The sequence below is a fragment of the Pseudomonas sp. LH1G9 genome (genome assembly GCF_002949975.1).
Taxonomy (GTDB): domain Bacteria; phylum Pseudomonadota; class Gammaproteobacteria; order Pseudomonadales; family Pseudomonadaceae; genus Aquipseudomonas; species Aquipseudomonas veronii.
On the sequence record NZ_CP026880.1, the window covers coordinates 5,831,084 to 5,850,058 of the forward strand.

At 62.5% G+C, this 18,975-nt stretch carries 16 protein-coding genes; 9 read left to right on the forward strand and 7 right to left on the reverse strand.

What is annotated here, in order from left to right; genetic code table 11:
* Window positions 1-5 precede the first annotated feature (5 nt).
* The 4 genes from C5F70_RS26955 to C5F70_RS26970 form a co-directional block, all read right to left on the reverse strand.
* Window positions 6-503 (reverse strand): thioesterase family protein, encoded by a 498-nt coding sequence (locus C5F70_RS26955; RefSeq protein WP_046487925.1) that lies wholly within the window; start codon window positions 501-503, stop codon window positions 6-8.
* Window positions 504-516: 13 nt separating this feature from the next.
* Window positions 517-1,482 (reverse strand): L-carnitine dehydrogenase, encoded by a 966-nt coding sequence (locus C5F70_RS26960; protein WP_104904322.1) that lies wholly within the window; start codon window positions 1,480-1,482, stop codon window positions 517-519.
* 86 nt (window positions 1,483-1,568) lie between these two features.
* Entirely contained in the window at window positions 1,569-2,456 is an 888-nt protein-coding gene (locus C5F70_RS26965) for a 3-keto-5-aminohexanoate cleavage protein (protein ID WP_104904323.1), read from the reverse strand.
* 87 nt (window positions 2,457-2,543) lie between these two features.
* Complete coding sequence (locus tag C5F70_RS26970) at window positions 2,544-3,488, reverse strand: choline ABC transporter substrate-binding protein (protein ID WP_017844926.1); 945 nt, start codon at window positions 3,486-3,488, stop codon at window positions 2,544-2,546.
* A 193-nt stretch (window positions 3,489-3,681) separates the two neighbouring features.
* Between C5F70_RS26970 and C5F70_RS26975 the strand changes: the two genes are divergently transcribed.
* Both C5F70_RS26975 and C5F70_RS26980 read left to right on the forward strand, forming a co-directional pair.
* Complete coding sequence (locus C5F70_RS26975) at window positions 3,682-4,626, forward strand: GlxA family transcriptional regulator (RefSeq protein ID WP_017844925.1); 945 nt, start codon at window positions 3,682-3,684, stop codon at window positions 4,624-4,626.
* Between the two features lie 68 nt (window positions 4,627-4,694).
* Window positions 4,695-5,873, forward strand: coding sequence for an AAA family ATPase (locus C5F70_RS26980; RefSeq protein WP_104904324.1), 1,179 nt, complete (start codon window positions 4,695-4,697; stop codon window positions 5,871-5,873).
* Between the two features lie 1,072 nt (window positions 5,874-6,945).
* On the opposite strand, the gene C5F70_RS26985 is transcribed toward C5F70_RS26980, so the two are convergent.
* The gene (locus C5F70_RS26985) at window positions 6,946-7,362 is read right to left on the reverse strand and encodes a DUF3010 family protein (protein WP_017849536.1); all 417 of its coding nucleotides are present in this window, start codon (window positions 7,360-7,362) and stop codon (window positions 6,946-6,948) included.
* 202 nt (window positions 7,363-7,564) lie between these two features.
* On the opposite strand from C5F70_RS26985, the gene C5F70_RS26990 reads away from it, so the two are divergent.
* Window positions 7,565-8,527 carry a tyrosinase family protein gene (locus C5F70_RS26990; protein ID WP_104904325.1) on the forward strand — a complete coding sequence of 321 codons (963 nt, stop codon included), beginning with the start codon at window positions 7,565-7,567 and terminating at the stop codon, window positions 8,525-8,527.
* Between the two features lie 40 nt (window positions 8,528-8,567).
* On the opposite strand, the gene C5F70_RS26995 is transcribed toward C5F70_RS26990, so the two are convergent.
* The gene (locus C5F70_RS26995) at window positions 8,568-8,969 is read right to left on the reverse strand and encodes a lysozyme inhibitor LprI family protein (protein ID WP_104904599.1); all 402 of its coding nucleotides are present in this window, start codon (window positions 8,967-8,969) and stop codon (window positions 8,568-8,570) included.
* 219 nt (window positions 8,970-9,188) lie between these two features.
* Between C5F70_RS26995 and C5F70_RS27000 the strand changes: the two genes are divergently transcribed.
* From C5F70_RS27000 to C5F70_RS27025, 6 genes are all read left to right on the forward strand, one after another.
* A complete protein-coding gene (locus C5F70_RS27000) occupies window positions 9,189-10,166 on the forward strand; it encodes a dipeptidase (protein WP_017849539.1) in 978 nt (325 codons plus the stop codon).
* A 51-nt stretch (window positions 10,167-10,217) separates the two neighbouring features.
* Complete coding sequence (locus C5F70_RS27005) at window positions 10,218-10,748, forward strand: DUF5943 domain-containing protein (RefSeq protein WP_017849540.1); 531 nt, start codon at window positions 10,218-10,220, stop codon at window positions 10,746-10,748.
* Between the two features lie 16 nt (window positions 10,749-10,764).
* On the forward strand, window positions 10,765-12,825 hold the full coding sequence (gene dgcA, locus C5F70_RS27010) for a dimethylglycine demethylation protein DgcA (RefSeq protein WP_017849541.1): 2,061 nt from the start codon (window positions 10,765-10,767) through the stop codon (window positions 12,823-12,825).
* Window positions 12,826-12,999: 174 nt separating this feature from the next.
* Window positions 13,000-14,943, forward strand: coding sequence for a dimethylglycine demethylation protein DgcB (gene dgcB, locus C5F70_RS27015; RefSeq protein ID WP_104904326.1), 1,944 nt, complete (start codon window positions 13,000-13,002; stop codon window positions 14,941-14,943).
* A complete protein-coding gene (locus C5F70_RS27020; protein ID WP_102618937.1) occupies window positions 14,943-16,163 on the forward strand; it encodes an electron transfer flavoprotein subunit alpha/FixB family protein in 1,221 nt (406 codons plus the stop codon). Before dgcB ends, C5F70_RS27020 begins: the two co-directional genes overlap by 1 nt.
* A gap of 15 nt (window positions 16,164-16,178) precedes the next feature.
* Window positions 16,179-16,949, forward strand: a complete 771-nt coding sequence (locus C5F70_RS27025) for an electron transfer flavoprotein subunit beta (RefSeq protein WP_046487910.1) — start codon at window positions 16,179-16,181, stop codon at window positions 16,947-16,949.
* Between the two features lie 685 nt (window positions 16,950-17,634).
* On the opposite strand, the gene gbcA is transcribed toward C5F70_RS27025, so the two are convergent.
* Window positions 17,635-18,927: a glycine-betaine demethylase subunit GbcA gene (gene gbcA, locus C5F70_RS27030; protein ID WP_017847882.1), complete on the reverse strand. Its 1,293-nt coding sequence runs from the start codon at window positions 18,925-18,927 to the stop codon at window positions 17,635-17,637.
* Between the last annotated feature and the right edge of the window lie 48 nt (window positions 18,928-18,975).

The following is an 18,975-nucleotide window of genomic DNA, read 5'->3' on the forward strand; positions in this document are numbered from 1 at the left end:
GATGGCTATGAACAGGTCGTTTTCGGGCCATTTGGCGCGGGCAGGCCAATGACGCGGCCGAGGAGGGCGGGAGTGGGCAGGTCGACTTGCGTGGCGCGGATGGCCGCGAGGCGTTCCAGTGTCGCCTCGGTGAACGGCGCCGAGCGCGGCCCGGCGAGGTCGACGTGCAGCAGCATCTGTTCGTTGCCCGCCAGTTCCTTGTCGTCGCTCACCCGGTGCAGGCTGTGATAGAGGTGCAGGCGCTTGGCATCGTGGGCGATCAGTTGGGTCCGCACCTCCACGTCGGCGCCGAGTTTCACTTCGTGCAGGTAGTTCAGGTGCAGCTCCAGGGTGAACAGCGAATGGCCGCTGGCGGCGCGGTTTTCGCTGTCCAGGCCGAGGGTGTCCATCAACGCGTCGGTGGCGTAGCTGAAGATCAGCAGGTAGAACGCGTCGCGCAGGTGGCCGTTGTAATCCACCCAGTCGGGGTGGACCTGGGTGGTGTAGGTGGTCAGTGCCGGCATGCTGGGGGGTTCCTTATTCGGCGAAGGTCATGCCGTGCTTGGCTTTAGTGGTCTTCACCGCTTCCAGCACCGCCAACAGACAATCATCACGATAGCGCTCCAGCGCCGAAATGCTGTGGTTACCCAACTGCTCGCGGGTGCCGTCGACCACATCGTCGATCAACTTGTCGGTCAGCTCCGGCGCCGGCAGGTGGGTCCACGGCAACTGCAACGCCGGGCCGAACTGCGCCATGAAGTGCCGCATCCCGGCATCGCCGCCGGCCAGGGTGTAGGTCAGGAACGTGCCCATGAACGACCAGCGCAAGCCGGCGCCAAAACGGATTGCGTCGTCGATCTCGCCGGTAGTGGCAACGCCATCGTTGACCAGGTGCAGCGCCTCGCGCCACAGGGCTTCGAGCAGGCGATCGGCGATAAAGCCGGGGACCTCCTTGCGCACATGCAACGGGCGCATGCCGAGGGATTCATACACCTGGATCGCCGCCTGGATCGCCTCGGGCGCGGTGTGTTTGCCGCCCACCACTTCCACCAGCGGCAGCAGGTACACCGGGTTGAACGGGTGACCGACGACGCAGCGTTCAGGGAGGGTCGAGCCTTCATAGAATTCGCTGGGCAACAGGCCCGAGGTACTGGAGCCGATCAACGCATTCGGCTTGGCGGCCGCGCTGATCTTGCTGTGCAGCTCCAGTTTCAGCTCCAGGCGTTCCGGGGCGCTTTCCTGGATGAAGTCGGCGTCTTTCACGCACGCCTCGATCGTCGCGACAAAACGCAGGCGGTCCTGCGATGCGCCGGGGGCCAGGCCTTGTTTCTCCAGGGCGCCCCAGGCATTGGCGACGCGTTGGCGCAGCGCGGCTTCGGCACCGGGCGCCGGGTCCCAGGCCACCACGTCGAGGCCATTGGCCAGGGCGCGGGACACCCAACCGCTGCCGATCACACCGCTGCCGAGGGCGGCGAAGGTTTTGATATCTGTAATAAAACGCATGGCGACATTCCTGAATAAGGTGATGTTCCCCTGTGGGAGGGGGCTTGCCCCCTCCCACAGGTTTTGATCCGGTTTGGGTTGGGGGGTTAGCTGCGTTTTTTGAGGCCCATTTTCAGGCGCCCTTCGGCCGGGGTCATGACCCGCGCGCCCAGGCGGCTGAGGATTTCACTGGCGCGTTCCACCAGTTGACCGTTGGTGGCCAGCACGCCCTTGTCCAGCCACAGGTTGTCTTCCAGCCCGACGCGCACGTTGCCGCCGAGCAGCACCGCCTGCGCCGCCATCGGCATTTGCATGCGGCCGATGCCGAAGCCGGCCCACACCGCGTCGGCGGGCAGGTTGTCGACCATGGCTTTCATGGTGGTGGTGTCGGCCGGCGCGCCCCACGGGATGCCCAGGCACAGTTGGAACAGCGGGTCGTCGAGCAGGCCTTCCTTGATCATCTGCTTGGCGAACCACAGGTGGCCGGTGTCGAAGATTTCCAGCTCGGCTTTTACGCCCAGTTCCTGAATGCGTTTGGCGCCGGCCCGCAGTTGCGCCGGGGTGGACACGTAAATGGTGTCGCCATCGCCGAAGTTCAGCGTGCCGCAGTCGAGCGTGCAGATTTCCGGCAGCAGCGCTTCGACATGGGCCAGGCGCGTCAGCGGGCCGACCAGGTCGGTGTTGGGGCCGAATGCCATGGGCGTCTCACCGCCGCCGATCTCCAGGTCGCCGCCCATGCCGGCGGTGAGGTTGACGATGATGTCGATGTCGGCCTCACGGATACGCTCCATCACTTCGCGGTACAAGGCGACGTCGCGGCTGAACTTGCCGGTCTCGGGGTTGCGCACATGGCAGTGAACGACAGTGGCGCCAGCCTTGGCGGCTTCCACGGCGGCGGCGGCGATTTGTTTGGGGGTGACCGGTACATGGGGGCTTCTGGCGCTCGTGTCGCCAGCACCGGTGAGTGCGCAGGTGATGATGACGTCGTGGTTCATGGGGCAGGTTCCTTACAGGCGTGATTTCAAGGCGTAGCGAGGCCGTTCGCGGTCAGGCACGACCGCGAAACGGTGCGTCGAATACCGTTATTTGCTGGTCAGTTGCAGGTTGGCGGCCGCCGGTTTGCCGTCGAAGGTGGTCACGCCTTCGAGCCAGCGCGCCTGGTCTTGCGGGTGATCCTTGAGCCACTGCTTGGCGGACTCGAAGGCGTCCTTGTGTTCCAGCAACGGCTGCATCATTCGGCTCTCGTCGGCGGCGGTGAAGGTCAGGTTGGTCAGCAGCTTGTGGACGTTGGGGCACTGCTCGGCATAGGTCGGCGAGGTGACGCTCCACACGGTGGCCATACCTTCGTTCGGGCCCAGGGCGTCTTCGCTGCCGGTGAGGTAGGTCATCGCGATGTTGACGTTCATCGGGTGCGGCGCCCAGCCGAAGAACACCACGGCTTCCTTGCGACGCACCGCGCGGTCGACGGCGGCGAGCATGCCCGCTTCGCTGGACTCCACCAGCTGGAATTTGCCCAGGCCGAACTGGTTCTTGGCGATCATCGCCTTGATCTGGGTGTTGGCACCCGAGCCCGGCTCGATGCCGTAGAGCTTGCCGCCCAGTTCTTTCTCGAACCTGGCGATGTCGGCGAAGGTTTTCAGGCCTTTGTCGGCCAGATAAGTCGGCACCGCCAGGGTCGCGCGCGCGTCTTCCAGGCTCGGTTTATCGAGGACCTTGACCTGCTTGGCGTCGACGAACGGGGCGATGGTCTGGGTCATCAGCGGGTTCCAGTAGCCGAGGAACAAGTCCAGGCGCTGGTCGCGGATGCCGGCGAAGATGATTTGCTGGGACGCGCTGGTCTGTTTGGTCTTGTAGCCGAGGCCATCGAGCAACACTTGGGTCATGGCGCTGGTGGCGATCACGTCGGTCCAGTTCACCACGCCCATACGCACGTTCTGGCAGGATGGCGCGTCGGCCGCGAAGACGCTGGTACTCAAGATGGCGCTGGCGCTGAATGCGAGCACGCAGCGGCTGATCAGTCGGTTCATGGTGGTTCCCTCGGCAGGTCGTTATTGTGGGGGCCGGCGTCTTTGTGCGCCGTGGGGTCACGTTACGCAGCTTGAAGGGCGACAAAACGCACGGCGGCGACCCGCTCTTGCACTGCAGCGACCTGTGCTCTTGAATGGGCCGTTGAACTGGCGTATCACAGTGACCACGCTGCCGGTCCTACGAGAGCGCACCATGTCCCAGGATTTCTACTTTCTGCTGATGCCGGGGTTCTCGGCCATCGGCTTTATCTCCGCGCTCGAACCGCTGCGCGTGGCCAACCGCTTTCGTGGCGAGTTGTACCGCTGGCATGTGTTGAGCGCGGACGGCGGCGCGGTGCTGGCGAGCAATGGCATGTCGGTCAACGCCGACGCGGCGCTGGAGCCGCTGAAAAAAGGCGCGACGCTGATGGTGGTCGCCGGTTTCGAACCGCTTGAATTCGCCACTCCGGCCCTCGAACATTGGCTGCGCCGCCTCGACCATGACGGTGTGACCCTCGGCGCCATCGACACCGGCGCCTGCATCCTGGCCGAGGCCGGGCTGCTCGACGGCCACCGCCTGACCCTGCACTGGGAAGCCATCGACGCCTTCAAAGAAGCCTATCCGCACCTGAGCGTGACCCAGGAACTGTTCGAGATCGACCGCCGCCGCATCACCTGCGCCGGCGGCACCGCTTCCATCGACCTGATGCTCGACCTGATCGCCCAGGCCCACGGCCCCGACCTGGCAATCCAGGTCTCCGAGCAATTCGTGCTCGGGCGCATCCGCCCGCGCAAAGACCACCAGCGCATGCAGATCGCCACGCGCTACGGCATCAACAACAAGAAGTTGGTGCAGGTGATCGGCGAGATGGAACAACACACCGAACCGCCGTTGAGCACCCTGGCCCTGGCCGAGGCGATCAAGGTCACGCGGCGCCAGTTGGAGCGGCTGTTTCGCCTGCATCTGAACGACACGCCGAGCAACTTCTACCTCGGCCTGCGCCTGGAAAAAGCGCGGCAGTTGTTGCGCCAGAGCGACATGAGCGTGCTGGAAGTGAGCCTTGCCTGCGGCTTTGAGTCGCCGTCGTATTTCACCCGCAGTTATCGGGCGCGGTTTGCCAAGTGTCCGCGGGAGGATCGGCGACGGGAGGTGGTTTGATCGGCGATTATAGTCAATTATACTCGCGACTATAATTTATAGTTTGTTCAATAATTGAGTATAAAAGCATGTCCAAGCCCAGCGGTTTTGTGTTCCGCCGCCCCACCCTGGCAAGCAGTATTGCCGATGGCCTGGTGGGCGTGGGTATCCAGGATTTCACCTCTGGCCTGTTTCTCGCGGCGCCGCGTCGTACCGGCAAAAGTACTTTTCTGCGCGAAGACCTTCTCCCCGAGTGCCAGGCTCGGGGTTGGCTGACGGTGTATGTGGACCTGTGGGCCGACAAGGAGAAAGATCCCGCCGAGCTGATTTCCAGCGCCATTGCCGGTGCGTTGGTGCCTTTCGAAAAGGGCATCCGAAAACTGGCGAAGAACATCGGCATCGAAAAACTCAGCTTCCTGCGCACCTTGTCCTGGGACTTCACCAAGCCTCAACTGCCCGTGGGCGCGACCCTTACGCAAGCACTGGAATTACTTCACCGCGCCGCCGAGAAAACCGTGGTGCTGGTGATTGATGAAGCCCAGCACGCGCTCACCACCGAAGCGGGCATCAATGCCATGTTCGCCCTCAAGGCCGCACGCGACCAGCTCAACCAGGGCCGCGAAGGCGAGGGCAGTGGCTTACACCTGGTGTTCACCGGCTCCAACCGCGACAAGCTCGCTCATTTGGTGCTGGGCAAAAGCCAGCCGTTCTTCGGCTCCAGCATCACGCCGTTTCCGTTGCTGGGTAAGGCGTTCACTCAGGCTTACACCGCGCATCTCAACGCGCATCTGGCCGAGACCAACCAATTCAACGCGGCGGATATCGACGAAGCGTTTGAGTTGGTAGGCCGGCGCCCCGAGATGCTGCGCACCATCATCGGTGAAGTGGCCCTGGAGTTGGGCGAGGCGAGCAACCTGGGCCAGTTGCTGCACAGCCGCGCGGAAGTGCTGCGCGCCGGCGTCTGGAACGAATTCGAAAGCGCCTGGAACGCCCTCACCCTTGCGCAACGTGCCGTGCTGCAAGTGATGGTGGAGCGTTCGCAACACAATCAACCCTTCGCCCCGTTCACCGACAGCACCCTCACTGCGGTCAGCAAGGCGCTGGAGGAGATGGGCAGCGACGTGGTGCCCGGCACTCAGACCATCCAGGCGTGTATCGATGCCCTGCGTGACAAGGAACTGGTATGGAAGTCCAGCCGCGGCGGTTATGCCCTGGAAGACAAGTCCTTCGGCGACTGGCTGCTGCACAAGCACCGTACACCCGGCTAAACACACCACAAAGCCAATGTGGGAGGGGGCAAGCCCCCTCCCACAGTAAATTGTCGGTGTGCCTATTGCTTTATCAGGGCCGAACACGCCGCCTTGAAGGCTTCATGCTGGTACACCCCTTCTCCTGTAAGCGACCAAGATCAAATGTGGGAGGGGGCTTGCCCCCTCCCACAGTGAATTGTCGGTGTGCTTATTGCTTTATCAGGGCCGAACAAGCCGTCTTGAAGGCTTCATGCTGGTACACCCCTTCTCCTGTAAGCGACCAAGATCAAATGTGGGAGGGGGCTTGCCCCCGATGACGGTGGATCAGCGGCCCCTGAGTGGCTGACACATCGCCATCGGGGGCAAGCCCCCTCCCACAGTAAATTGTCGGTGTGCTTATTGCTTTATCAGGGCCGAACACGCTGCCTTGAAGGCTTCATGCTGGTACACCCCTTCTCCTGTAAGCGACAAAGATCAAATGTGGGAGGGGGCTTGCCCCGATGACGGTGGATCAGCGGCCCCTGAGTGGCTGACACATCGCCATCGGGGGCAAGCCCCCTCCCACAGTAAATTGCCGGTGTGCCTATTGCTTTATCAGGGCCGAACACGCCGCCTTGAAGGCTTCATGCTGGTACTACACCCCTTCTCCTGTAAGCGACAAAGATCAAATGTGGGAGGGGGCTTGCCCCCGATGACGGTGGGTCAGCGGCACCTGAGTGGCTGACACACCGCCATCGGGGGCAAGCCCCCTCCCACAGTAAATTGTCGGTGTGCCTATTGCTTTATCAGGGCCGAACACGCTGCCTTGAAGGCTTCATGCTGGTACACCCCTTCTCCTGTAAGCGACAAAGATCAAATGTGGGAGGGGGCTTGCCCCCGATGACGGTGGATCAGCGGCCCCTGAGTGGCTGACACACCGCCATCGGGGGCAAGCCCCCTCCCACAGTGAATTGCCGGTGTGCCTGTTGCTTTATCAGGGCCGAACACGCTGCCTTGAAGGCTTCATGCTGGTACACCCCTTCTCCTGTAAGCGACAAAGATCAAATGTGGGAGGGGGCAAGCCCCCTCCCACAGTGAATTGTCGGTGTGCCTATTGCTTTATCAGGGCCGAACACGCCGCCTTGAAGGCTTCATGCTGGTACTTGTTCAGCGTCGCCGGCAGATCGAAATTGTGCTTCTTGTTCTGCGCATTGATGGTCTGCGGCGACAGCAGCGTCACTTCAACCCCCTCCAGCAGTTGAAACACCCCTTCAATCTTGAACGTGGTCGGGCCGCCGGCGAATTCGCCTTTTTTGCTGCGCTTCTTGATGGCGATGCGTTCGATGGCGTTGTCCTGCACGAACGCCTTCACCTGGGCGGCGAAGGCTTTGACGTTGGCCGCTTCATCGTCGTCTTCGAGGGCGATTTTCTTGGTGGCCAGGGCGACGTGGGTCAGCGTCTGATTGTTCAGGGAGGCAACGGCGATGATGGCTTCGCTGCCTTTGATTTCGATGCCGCAGAGAGTCATTGGGTCGCCTTGGAGCAAAAAAGAGAGGCCGCAATAGTATCAGGGTCGAGGGCTGAGACGGCCGCCGTCCACCCGTCGGGAACGTGCTCGACCTGTTATTTTTGACAGTAGACCGCCGCGTGCCCGGTCTCATAGATTCCCTGAAGGAGCCTGCCGAGGGTTCCGGCCTGTTCCATGGCTATTCCGACAAGGGAGTTATGCAATGAATATTCGCAAGGAAATTCGCGCACTGACCGCAACGGAACAACTGGAGTTTATCAACACGTTATTGGCGATGAAGCGTTCCGGTGTCTACGACAAGTATGTTCATTGGCATCACGCCGTCATGAAGGCCACGGTCTACCCGAACGAACCCCAAGATCCCAACTACCGTAACGGTGCTCACCGGGGGCCGGCATTTCTGCCGTGGCACCGTGAAATGTTGATGCAGTTCGAGGCGGATCTACAAGCGATCAACGTCGGCGTGACGCTGCCTTATTGGGACTGGACGCAGGATGCGGCCGCCCCTGAACAATCGCCGGTGTGGCGCCAGGGTTTCCTGGGTGGGGACGGCGACCCAGCCGATCAGTTTCGCGTGCAGGATGGGGTCTTTGCCCACAAATACGGGAACTGGCCCGTGCCGCCCTATGACGAGGAGGGCTTGCCCGGGCCAGGCCTCAAACGCCAGTTCGGGCAAGTGATCAGCTCACTGCCAACCGAGGACGACCTGCGAGTGGCGATGAACGAAAGCCTGTATGACGAACCCAATTACAACTCGAGCCCTTTCGTCCGCGGTTTCAGAAACCGCCTGGAAGGCTGGATCACCCAGCGTGGCGATCCTGCTGTCAAAACCTCCGGTTCGCAGCTGCATAACCGTGTGCATTTGTGGATTGGCGGCAATATGTTGCCCATGACCTCACCGGATGACCCGGTGTTCTTCCTGCATCACTGTTTCATCGACAAGATCTGGGCGGACTGGCAGGCGCAGAAACGCCTGGATGAGCCGGACCTGGCCCCCCACTATTGCCCCATGCAGGACGGTCCGCCGGGCCACAACTATGATGATGTGATTAATCCCTGGACCCGCCGGATCAGTGAGGTGATGGATATCGCCGCGCTGGGCTACAGCTATGCGCCCAGCCGCCCATTGACGAAAAGCCCGTTCAAGTCGCCCTTCATGGCCTGATGCCTGTGAAGCGTTCCTGCGTTCAATGCGTGGGAATGCTTCACTCCTGGCCGATCGACTCCAAAAACTCCGACCGCTCATCACTCATCCGCGCCAGGCAATCGTTCAGCGCGATCGCATAGGGCTTGGTACCGGTCGCCGCCGGGAAGGTGTCCACCGCGCAATCGGCGTCGCGTAATTTTTCCCACTTCTGCTGGGCATCCTTCAGACGAGCGGTAATGTCTGCCAGCTGTGACTTGTTGCTGCCATAGGTCGAACCCATGCGCTCCAGCAACCCTTGATAGTTATCCTTGAGCAATTGCTCGGCGATGGTTTTGTTGTAGGTGGCGCATTCCAGGGTTTGCTTGTCGTTTTCGATGCCGTCGCACGGCGTGCTGTCGGTGTCTTCGGCCGCGTGGACGCCGGTTGCGATGAGTGCCAAAGCCAGGAAAATCGATTTCATTGCGCCGTCTCGTATCGGTTGATGCGGGAATTCTGGCCCAAGCGTAAGACAAAGAACAGCCGCCAGACAGACCTGTCTTAGCGACCTTCGTCGCGGATTGACGCTTTCGGCAATTCCCCTGTCGTTTTTGCACCCGGTCCGCTCGGCCCCTCGGCATATGCTGGCCCCAAAGCGCCGGCAGACGATTCGGCGCACGAATCGCCAATAAGGGGACGCCTGATGAGCCCAGCGCAATTACACGCCGACAGCATCGTTATCGACGGGCTGATCATTGCCAAGTGGAACCGCGAGCTGTTCGAGGACATGCGCAAAGGCGGCCTGACCGCCGCCAACTGCACCGTGTCGGTGTGGGAAGGGTTCCAGGCGACGATCAATAACATCGTCGCCAGTCAGACCCTGATCCGCGAGAACAGCGACCTGGTGATCCCGGTGAAAACCACCGCCGACATCCGCAAGGCCAAGGAACAGGGCAAGACCGGCATCATCTTCGGCTTCCAGAACGCCCACGCGTTTGAAGACCAGCTCGGCTACGTCGAGATCTTCAAGCAGCTCGGCGTCGGTGTGGTGCAGATGTGCTACAACACCCAGAACCTGGTCGGCACCGGTTGCTACGAACGCGACGGCGGGCTGTCGGGCTTCGGTCGCGAGATCGTCGGCGAGATGAACCGCGTCGGCATCATGTGCGACCTGTCCCACGTCGGCTCCAAGACCAGCGAAGAAGTCATCCTCGAATCGAAAAAACCGGTGTGCTACTCCCACTGCCTGCCCTCCGGGCTCAAGGAACACCCGCGCAACAAGTCCGATGAAGAGCTGAAGTTCATCGCCGACCACGGCGGCTTTGTCGGCGTGACCATGTTCGCGCCGTTCCTGGCCAAGGGTATCGATTCGACCATCGACGACTACGCCGAAGCCATCGAGTACACCATGAACATCGTCGGCGAAGACGCCATCGGCATCGGCACCGACTTCACCCAGGGCCATGGCCAGGATTTCTTCGAAATGCTGACCCATGACAAGGGCTACGCCCGCCGCCTGACCAGCTTCGGCAAGATCATCAACCCGCTGGGCATCCGCACCGTGGGCGAGTTCCCCAACCTCACCGAGACCCTGCTCAAGCGCGGCCACAGCGAACGCGTGGTGCGCAAGATCATGGGCGAGAACTGGGTCAACGTCTTGAAGGACGTGTGGGGCGAATAAGCCAAACACCCACGGGCAACACCACTACGAATTTTCTGGAGTTAAGTTTCCATGGCCAAGATCGCCCCGCAATTGCCTATCGAAGTCGACAGCGAAACCGGTGTCTGGACCTCCGACGCCCTGCCGATGCTGTACGTACCGCGTCATTTCTTCGTCAACAACCACATGGGTATCGAAGAGGTGCTCGGTGCCGAGGCCTACGCCGCGATCCTCTACAAGGCCGGCTACAAATCCGCCTGGCACTGGTGTGAAAAAGAAGCCGAATGCCATGGCCTTGAAGGCGTGGCGGTGTTCGAGCACTACATGAAGCGCCTGTCGCAACGCGGCTGGGGCCTGTTCAAGATCCAGGACATCGACCTGGACAAAGGCACCGCCAGCGTCAAGCTCGAACACTCGGCGTTCGTCTACGTGTACGGCAAGGTCGGGCGCAAGGTCGACTACATGTTCACCGGCTGGTTTGCCGGGGCCATGGACCAGATCCTGCAAGCGCGCGGCAGCACTATTCGCACCGTGGCCGAACAAGTCTACGGCGGCTCCGAAGAGGGCCACGACGACGGCCTGTTCACCGTCAAGCCGTTGTAAGTCGAGGAACCCTGCCATGGCTTTCGAAGCAATGTTCGCGCCGATCCAGATCGGCAAACTGACCATCCGCAACCGCGTGCTCAGTACCGCCCACGCCGAGGTGTATGCCACCGACGGCGGCATGACCACCGACCGCTATGTGAAGTACTACGAAGAGAAAGCCAAGGGCGGGATCGGCCTGGCCATCTGCGGCGGGTCTTCCAGCGTGGCGATCGACAGCCCGCAAGGCTGGTGGAAATCGGTGAACCTGGCCGACGACCGGATCATCCCGCACTTCCAGAACCTGGCCGATGCCATGCACAAGCATGGCGCCAAGATCATGATCCAGATTACCCACATGGGCCGCCGCTCGCGCTGGGACGGCGAGCATTGGCCGACCCTGCTGTCGCCCTCGGGCATCCGCGAGCCGGTACACCGTGCGACCTGCAAGACCATCGAGCCGGAAGAGATCTGGCGCGTGATCGGCAACTACGCCAGCGCGGCAGCCCGGGCGAAAGCCGGTGGCCTGGACGGCGTGGAACTGTCGGCGGTGCATCAGCACATGATCGACCAGTTCTGGAGCCCGCGGGTCAACAAGCGCACCGACGAATGGGGCGGCAGCTTTGAAAACCGCATGCGTTTCGGCCTGGAAGTGCTCAAGGCGGTGCGGGCTGAAGTCGGCCCGGATTTCTGCGTCGGCATCCGCCTGTGCGGCGATGAGTTCCACCCGGACGGCTTGTCCCACGAGGACATGAAGCAGATCGCCAAGTATTACGACGACACCGGCATGCTCGATTTTATCGGTGTGGTCGGCTCGGGTTGCGATACCCACAACACCCTGGCCAACGTCATCCCGAACATGAGTTATCCACCGGAGCCGTTCCTGCATCTGGCGGCCGGGATCAAGGAAGTGGTCAAGGCCCCGGTGCTGCACGCGCAGAACATCAAGGACCCGAACCAGGCCACGCGCATCCTCGAAGGCGGCTATGTGGACATGGTCGGCATGACCCGTGCCCACATCGCCGACCCGCACCTGATCGCCAAGATCAAGATGGGCCAGATCGACCAGATCAAACAGTGCGTCGGCGCCAACTATTGCATCGACCGCCAGTACCAGGGCCTGGATGTGCTGTGCATCCAGAACGCCGCGACCTCCCGTGAATACATGGGCGTGCCGCACATCATCGAAAAATCCACCGGGCCCAAGCGCAAGGTGGTGGTGGTCGGCGCCGGGCCAGCGGGGATGGAGGCTGCGCGCGTCGCCGCCGAGCGTGGCCACGACGTGACCCTGTTCGAGAAAAAAGCCTTTATCGGCGGGCAAATCACTACCGCCTCCAAAGCCCCGCAGCGCGACCAGATCGCCGGGATCACCCGCTGGTTCCAACTGGAACTGGCGCGGTTGAACGTCGACCTGCGCCTGGGCGTGGCGGCGGACGCGGCGGCCATCCTCGACCTGCGCCCGGATGTGGTGGTGCTGGCGGTGGGCGGGCATCCGTTCCTGGAGCAGAACGAACACTGGGGCGCGGCCGAAGGCCTGGTGGTCAGCAGTTGGGACGTGCTCGACGGCAAAGTCGCGCCGGGCAAGAACGTGCTGGTCTACGACACCATCTGCGAATTCACCGGCATGTCGGTGGCCGATTTCCTCGCGGACAAGGGCAGCCAGGTCGAGATCGTCACCGACGACATCAAGCCCGGCGTGGCCATCGGCGGTACGTCGTTCCCGACCTACTACCGCAGCATGTACCCCAAGGAAGTGATCATGACCGGCGACATGATGCTGGAAAAGGTCTACCGCGAAGGCGACAAGCTGGTGGCGGTGCTGGAGAACGAATACACCGGCGCCAAAGAGGAGCGGGTGGTCGATCAGGTGGTGGTGGAAAACGGCGTGCGTCCCGATGAGGAGATCTACTACGCCCTCAAACCCGGCTCGCGCAACAAGGGGCAGATGGACATCGAAGCGCTGTTCGCGATCAAGCCGCAACCGTGCCTGAGCGAAGCGGGCGAGGGCTACTTGCTGTTCCGCATCGGTGACTGTGTGGCGCAGCGCAATACCCACGCCGCGATCTATGACGCCCTGCGCTTGTGCAAGGATTTCTGACCCGACACCGAACCAATGTGTACTCGGTCTGAAAATGTGGGAGGGGGCTTGCCCCCGATAGCGGTGGGTCAGCTGCAGCTGTATCAACTGACAGTCCGCCATCGGGGGCAAGCCCCCTCCCACATTTAGGGCCCGGTTTCACAGTAGATCCGTGTGGTCTGTGGGAGCTTCACCATGTTGAATACTCTTCTTCCGATTCTGCTGTTCGCGGCGCTGGGCCTTGCTGTTCTGGGCGCGCTGCGGCGGGCAGCCATGTGGCGCCGTGGGCGGGCGTCGAAGGTCGACCTGATCAAAGGCCTGCTGGCCATGCCCAAGCGCTACATGGTCGACCTGCACCACGTGGTCGCCCGCGACAAATACATCGCCAACACCCACGTCGCTACGGCGCTGGGTTTTGTGCTGTCGGCGCTGCTGGCGGTCCTGGTGCATGGTTTCGGCCTGCATAACCGCATCCTTGGCGTTGCCTTGCTGCTGGCGTCGCTACTGATGTTTGTCGGCGCCACGTTTGTCTATCTGCGCCGGCGCAATCCGCCGTCGCGTCTGTCGAAAGGCCCGTGGATGCGCCTGCCGAAAAGCCTGATGGCGTTTTCTGTGAGCTTCTTCCTGGTGACGCTGCCGGTGGCCGGGGTGCTGCCCGCTGACTTCGGCGGCTGGTTGCTGGCCGCGTTGTTGAGCGTGGGTGTGCTGTGGGGCGTGTCGGAAATGTTCTTCGGCATGACCTGGGGCGGGCCGATGAAGCACGCCTTCGCCGGTGCCTTGCACCTGGCCTGGCACCGCCGCGCCGAGCGCTTCGGCGGGGGCCGTTCCACCGGTTTGAAACCGTTGGACCTGAACGATAAAAGCGCGCCCCTGGGCGTGGAAAAACCCAAGGACTTCACCTGGAACCAACTGCTCGGCTTCGACGCCTGCGTGCAGTGCGGCAAGTGCGAAGCGGCGTGCCCGGCGTTCGCCGCCGGCCAGCCGCTGAACCCGAAAAAGCTGATTCAGGACATGGTGGTCGGCCTGGCCGGCGGCACCGATGCCAAGTTCGCCGGCAGCGCTTATCCTGGAAAACCGATCGGTGAACACCGCGGCAACCCGCACCAACCGATCGTCAACGGCCTGGTGGACGCCGACACGTTGTGGTCCTGCACCACCTGCCGCGCCTGTGTGGAAGAGTGCCCGATGATGATCGAGCACGTGGACGCCATCGTCGACATGCGCCGCCACCTCACCCTGGAAAAAGGCGCCACGCCGAACAAGGGCGCCGAAGTCCTCGAAAACCTGATCGCCACCGACAACCCCGGCGGCTTCGCACCGGGCGGCCGGCTGAACTGGGCGGCGGATCTGAACCTGCCGTTGCTCAGCGAGAAAGGTCGCTGCGAGGTGCTGTTCTGGGTCGGCGACGCTGCCTTCGACATGCGCAACCAGCGCACCCTGCGCGCCTTCGTCAAAGTGCTGAAAGCGGCCAGGGTCGACTTTGCCGTGCTCGGCCTGGAAGAGCGCGACAGCGGCGACGTCGCCCGCCGCTTGGGCGATGAAGCGACCTTCCAACTGTTGGCCACGCGTAATATCCAGACCCTGGCCAAGTACAACTTCACGCGCATCGTCACCTGCGACCCGCACAGTTTCCATGTGCTGAAAAACGAATACGGCGCCTTCAACGGTGACTATGTCGTACAGCACCACAGCACTTTCATGGCCGAGCTGATCGGCGACGGCGCGCTGAACCTGAGCCAGCACAAAGGCAGCAGCGTGACCTATCACGACCCGTGCTACCTGGGCCGCTACAACGGCGAATACGAGGCGCCGCGCCAGGTGCTGCGCGCGTTGGGGATCGAGGTCAAGGAGATGCAACGCTCGGGCTACCGTTCACGCTGCTGCGGTGGCGGTGGCGGCGCACCGATCACCGACATTCCGGGCAAGCAACGCATCCCCGATATGCGGATGGACGACATCCGCACAACCGGCGCCGAACTGGTGGCCGTGGGCTGCCCGCAATGCACCGCGATGCTCGAAGGCGTGGTCGAACCGCGCCCACTGATCAAGGACATCGCCGAGTTGGTGGCCGATGCCTTGCTCGACGAGCCGGCGCCGGCCAAAGCCCCGATCACGCGTGAACCCGCGGAGGTACACTGATGAGCGACATTATCCGCCGCGACCCACGCGCCGAATGGATCGCCCGTAACCGCCTGCACCCGCTGCATGCGGCGATGCAGCCGGTGCAACACAGTTGGATGGGGCCCAACGGCGTCATCCGCAAGAACGTCCATGGTGTCGGTTTTATCGGCCCCAACGGCATCAAGCGCATCGACCGCAGCGGTGCCCAGCAGGGCGGGGCGGCCAAGCGCACGGCGGCGGTGGAAGTGCAGTTGCCGCTGCATCAGGTGGCGGCGCCCGCGTTCTACATCAACGTGGTGCCGGACATGGTCGGCGGCCGCCTGAGCAGCCACGACCGTGACCTGCTCGGCCTGGCCCGGCAACTCGCCGGCAGCGACGGTGCGGTGCTGGCCGTGGTGTTTGGCGAACACAAGGAAAACGCATTTGCCACGGCCGGCGTCGACCGCCTGCTGGTGCTCGAAGGTCATGCTTTCGACGGTTATTCACCGGAGCAACGCGTGCAGGGCCTGCGGGCTGTGGATAACCAGTTCAGCCCGCGTCATTGGTTGCTGCCGGACAGCCGCAGCGGTGGCGGTGAACTCGGTCGGCGTTTTGCCGCCAGCCTCAACGAGCGCCCGGCCACGCGGGTCTGGCAGATCCAGGGCGAGCAGTGCATCGGCCGTGCCGGTGCTGGTCAGCAAGACGTGGCCCGGCCGCTGCCGCGCCTGATCCTGGCCGCCGCCGAATGCGCCGATCCGGTCAGCGACACTCGGCATGAAGTGCTGCCCGTGGAGTTATCCACAGCCCTGGCGCGCAGCCTGCCGCGTATCGAAGACCTCGGCGCGGTGGCGGTGGACCCGGCGGCGATTCCGATGGCTGAAGCCGAGTTTATTTTCTCCGGCGGCAACGGCGTGAAGGACTGGGCGCTGTTCCACCAGACCGCCGCCGCCCTGGGCGCTACCGAAGGCGCCTCGCGCGTCGCGGTGGACGATGGCTTCATGGCCCGCGATCGCCAGGTCGGCGCCAGCGGCACCTGGGTCACGGCGCGGGTGTATGTGGCCGTCGGTATCTCCGGGGCGATCCAGCACCTGCAAGGCATCGGCGCCTGCGACAAGGTGGTGGCGATTAACCTCGACCCCGGCTGCGACATGATCAAGCGTGCCGACCTGTCGGTGATCGGCGACAGCGCCGCGATTCTGCAAGCCTTGATCGCCGCGGTCGAGGCCTACCGCCACGGCGCCAAGCGCGATGCGGCTTAAGCAAAGGATAAGGGCATGAACACGCAGGTAATCAGTCTGGTCTCCATCGGCGCCCACCCCACCTCCGGGCGCCCGCGCCGCGCCGAGCAGGATGCGCGCGCGGTCGAGTTGGGCCTGCAAATGGCTGGGGATAAGTTGCAGGTGCTACATGCCGGCGACATCGCCGAACCCACGCTGCGCAGCTACCTGGGCATGGGGCTGGCGCAGTTGCATGTGCTCGAACAACCGCCTGGCGCCGATGCTTTGCCGGTGCTCAGTGAGTATCTGCGCGACGCCGGCGCCCAGGTGGTGCTCACCGGTAGCCAGGCCGAAACCGGCGAAGGTTCGGGGATGTTGCCGTTCCTGCTCGCCGAACACCTGGGCTGGCCGCTGATTGTCGGGCTGGCGCAGGTGGAGTCCATCGAGAGCGGCGTGGCCCTGGTGCTGCAAGCCTTGCCCCGTGGGCAGCGGCGGCGCTTGAAGGTGCGCCTGCCGTTTCTGGCCACGGTGGATAACGCCGCGCCCAAGCCTCGACAGAGCGCCTATGGCCCGGCGCAACGCGGCGAACTGGCGGCCCACGAGGTCGAGGTTGAAGCGGACGAGTTATTCACAGGCGCCGTGCTGCAACCGGCCAAGCCACGCCCCAAGCGGCTCAAGGTGATCAAGGCCAAGAGCGGCGCGGACCGGATGAAGGCGGCCACGGCCAAGGCCAGTGGCGGCGGCGGGCAGGTACTCAAGGGCCTCAGCCCTGAAGCGGGTGCTGAAGCGATTCTCAAGTTGTTGCTTGAGGAAGGCGTGGTTCGCTGAGCCGCAACGGGGAGAGTGGCTTACCCACAATCCCTGTTGACCCGTCTGTGGATAACCTGTTCGCGGTTGTCCACACCCCCTGTAAATCAAGCCCTGCAGCCCTCCGTACAAAAAACGACCAGGCTAACCCTCGGTTTTTCCTTGGGTTTCTGTGTGATCACAGCGATTACCCCGTGCAGAGTTTCCCCCAAAGTCTGTTGGCGCTTCTGTGGATAAGATGTTCGCTTACCGCTGCAGCCCTTATAAATCAAGGCTTACGCTAGGTTGATCAAAATTTGATCAATTGCGCGCATTTGCCCGCTGAAACGCGTGGATAGCCCGGTTTATGAAGGTTTGAAGGGGTTTTCCACAGCCGCGTCAAAGTTGCCCCCAAAGTCTGTTGGTGCTTCTGTGGATAAGGTGTTCGCGTACCGCTACAGGGCACGGTTCATATGGCTTACACGGAGTTGTTCGAAAATTGATCAGTGGCGCCTTAAAACGGCCAAGTCGAATAAGTCACGGATTTTCTTGATTTAATTTCGACGGGCAGGCGCACTTGCGCACAATTGCTGTGGGTGGCTCTGTGGATAAGTTGTTGGGCAAAGGCTGGAGGGCAGGCGGCGAGAGGGGTTCAGTGTGCTTGAACAAATTTTGATCAGCGCGCAACCCAATGTGGGAGCGAGCAAGCCCGCTCCCACAGGGATGGTTACTGGGCGGCCACGCCTTTGAGGTAGGGTGCCGGCGCCGCGCCGAGGTTGCTCAGCATGCGCTCGCTGTACCAGTCGATGAAGTTCACCACGCCGAACTCATAGGTCTTGGAGTAGGGGCCCGGCTGGTAGGCGGTGGAGTTGATCCCGCGCTGGTTTTCTTCGGCCAGGCGACGGTCCTGGTCGTTGGTGGCGTCCCATACCTGGCGCATGCGCTCCACGTCGTAGTCCACGCCTTCGACCGCGTCCTTGTGGACCAGCCACTTGGTGGTGACCATGGTTTCCTGGGCGCTGATCGGCCACACGGTGAACACGATTACGTGGTCGCCCATGCAGTGGTTCCACGAGTGCGGCAGGTGCAGGATACGCATCGAGCCCAGGTCCGGGTTCTTGATGCGGCCCATCAACTTCTTGCAGCCCTGTTTGCCGTCCAGGGTCATCGACACGGTGCCCTTGAGCAGCGGCATACGCACGATGCGGTTGCGCAGGCCGAAGCTGGCGTGGGCGTAAGGGATTTTTTCGGCTTCCCAGGCCGCGGCGCTGGCGGCCACGTGGTCCTTGAAGGCCTGGTCGGCGCGCGGGTCGGTGACGTCGTCCCACTCGAGCAGGGTTTTCAACAGTTCGGGGTGCGAGGCGTTGCAGTGGTAGCACTCGCGGTTGTTTTCCAGCACCAGTTTCCAGTTGGCCTTTTCCATCAAGGTGGTTTGCACCGCCACCTTGGTGTTCTCCATGTCGTAGGGTTCCATGTAGTGGTTCAGGGTCGACAGGAAGTCATCGATGGCCGGCGGGTTCTGCGCCAGGCTGATGAAGATGTAGCCGCCGGCGGTCTTCACGTTGATCGGCTTGAGGCCGTACTGCTTCATGTCGAAGTCGGCGCCCATCTCGGTGCCGGCGAACAGCAGGCGGCCGTCCAGTTCGTAGGTCCACTGGTGGTACGGGCAGACCAGCTTGGCGACCTTGCCTTTGTCGCTGGTACACAAGCGCGAACCGCGGTGGCGGCAGACGTTGTGGAACGCATGCACCACGCCATCGGCGCCACGGATCACGATGATCGGGTTCTTGCCCACTTGCAGGGTCAGGAAGTTGCCCTTGGTGGGGATCTCGCAGGTCATGCCGGCGATCAACCATTCTTTCTGGAAGATCTCCTGCATATCGATATCAAACAACCGCTCATCAGAGTAGAACGGCTGTGGCAGCGAGAACGTGCGTTCGCGCTCTTGCAACATCTGCGCGGTGGCCTTGCGTGCGGGTTCCAGCGGATCGCCCAAGCTTAAGGTTGCGGTGACGTCCATCGTGTGTGTCCTCATGGCCATTCTGTGTGGCCGGCGAAAGTGGCTACG

Excerpts from the sequence above, each read along its gene's own strand:
- C5F70_RS26955 (WP_046487925.1), bottom strand. The coding sequence starts at position 503 with ATGCCGGCACTGACCACCTACACCACCCAGGTCCACCCCGACTGGGTG.
- C5F70_RS26960 (WP_104904322.1), bottom strand. The coding sequence starts at position 1,482 with ATGCGTTTTATTACAGATATCAAAACCTTCGCCGCCCTCGGCAGCGGT.
- C5F70_RS26965 (WP_104904323.1), bottom strand. The coding sequence starts at position 2,456 with ATGAACCACGACGTCATCATCACCTGCGCACTCACCGGTGCTGGCGAC.
- C5F70_RS26970 (WP_017844926.1), bottom strand. The coding sequence starts at position 3,488 with ATGAACCGACTGATCAGCCGCTGCGTGCTCGCATTCAGCGCCAGCGCC.
- C5F70_RS26975 (WP_017844925.1), top strand. The coding sequence starts at position 3,682 with ATGTCCCAGGATTTCTACTTTCTGCTGATGCCGGGGTTCTCGGCCATC.
- C5F70_RS26980 (WP_104904324.1), top strand. The coding sequence starts at position 4,695 with ATGTCCAAGCCCAGCGGTTTTGTGTTCCGCCGCCCCACCCTGGCAAGC.
- C5F70_RS26985 (WP_017849536.1), bottom strand. The coding sequence starts at position 7,362 with ATGACTCTCTGCGGCATCGAAATCAAAGGCAGCGAAGCCATCATCGCC.
- C5F70_RS26990 (WP_104904325.1), top strand. The coding sequence starts at position 7,565 with ATGAATATTCGCAAGGAAATTCGCGCACTGACCGCAACGGAACAACTG.
- C5F70_RS26995 (WP_104904599.1), bottom strand. The coding sequence starts at position 8,969 with ATGAAATCGATTTTCCTGGCTTTGGCACTCATCGCAACCGGCGTCCAC.
- C5F70_RS27000 (WP_017849539.1), top strand. The coding sequence starts at position 9,189 with ATGAGCCCAGCGCAATTACACGCCGACAGCATCGTTATCGACGGGCTG.
- C5F70_RS27005 (WP_017849540.1), top strand. The coding sequence starts at position 10,218 with ATGGCCAAGATCGCCCCGCAATTGCCTATCGAAGTCGACAGCGAAACC.
- dgcA (WP_017849541.1), top strand. The coding sequence starts at position 10,765 with ATGGCTTTCGAAGCAATGTTCGCGCCGATCCAGATCGGCAAACTGACC.
- dgcB (WP_104904326.1), top strand. The coding sequence starts at position 13,000 with ATGTTGAATACTCTTCTTCCGATTCTGCTGTTCGCGGCGCTGGGCCTT.
- C5F70_RS27020 (WP_102618937.1), top strand. The coding sequence starts at position 14,943 with ATGAGCGACATTATCCGCCGCGACCCACGCGCCGAATGGATCGCCCGT.
- C5F70_RS27025 (WP_046487910.1), top strand. The coding sequence starts at position 16,179 with ATGAACACGCAGGTAATCAGTCTGGTCTCCATCGGCGCCCACCCCACC.
- gbcA (WP_017847882.1), bottom strand. The coding sequence starts at position 18,927 with ATGGACGTCACCGCAACCTTAAGCTTGGGCGATCCGCTGGAACCCGCA.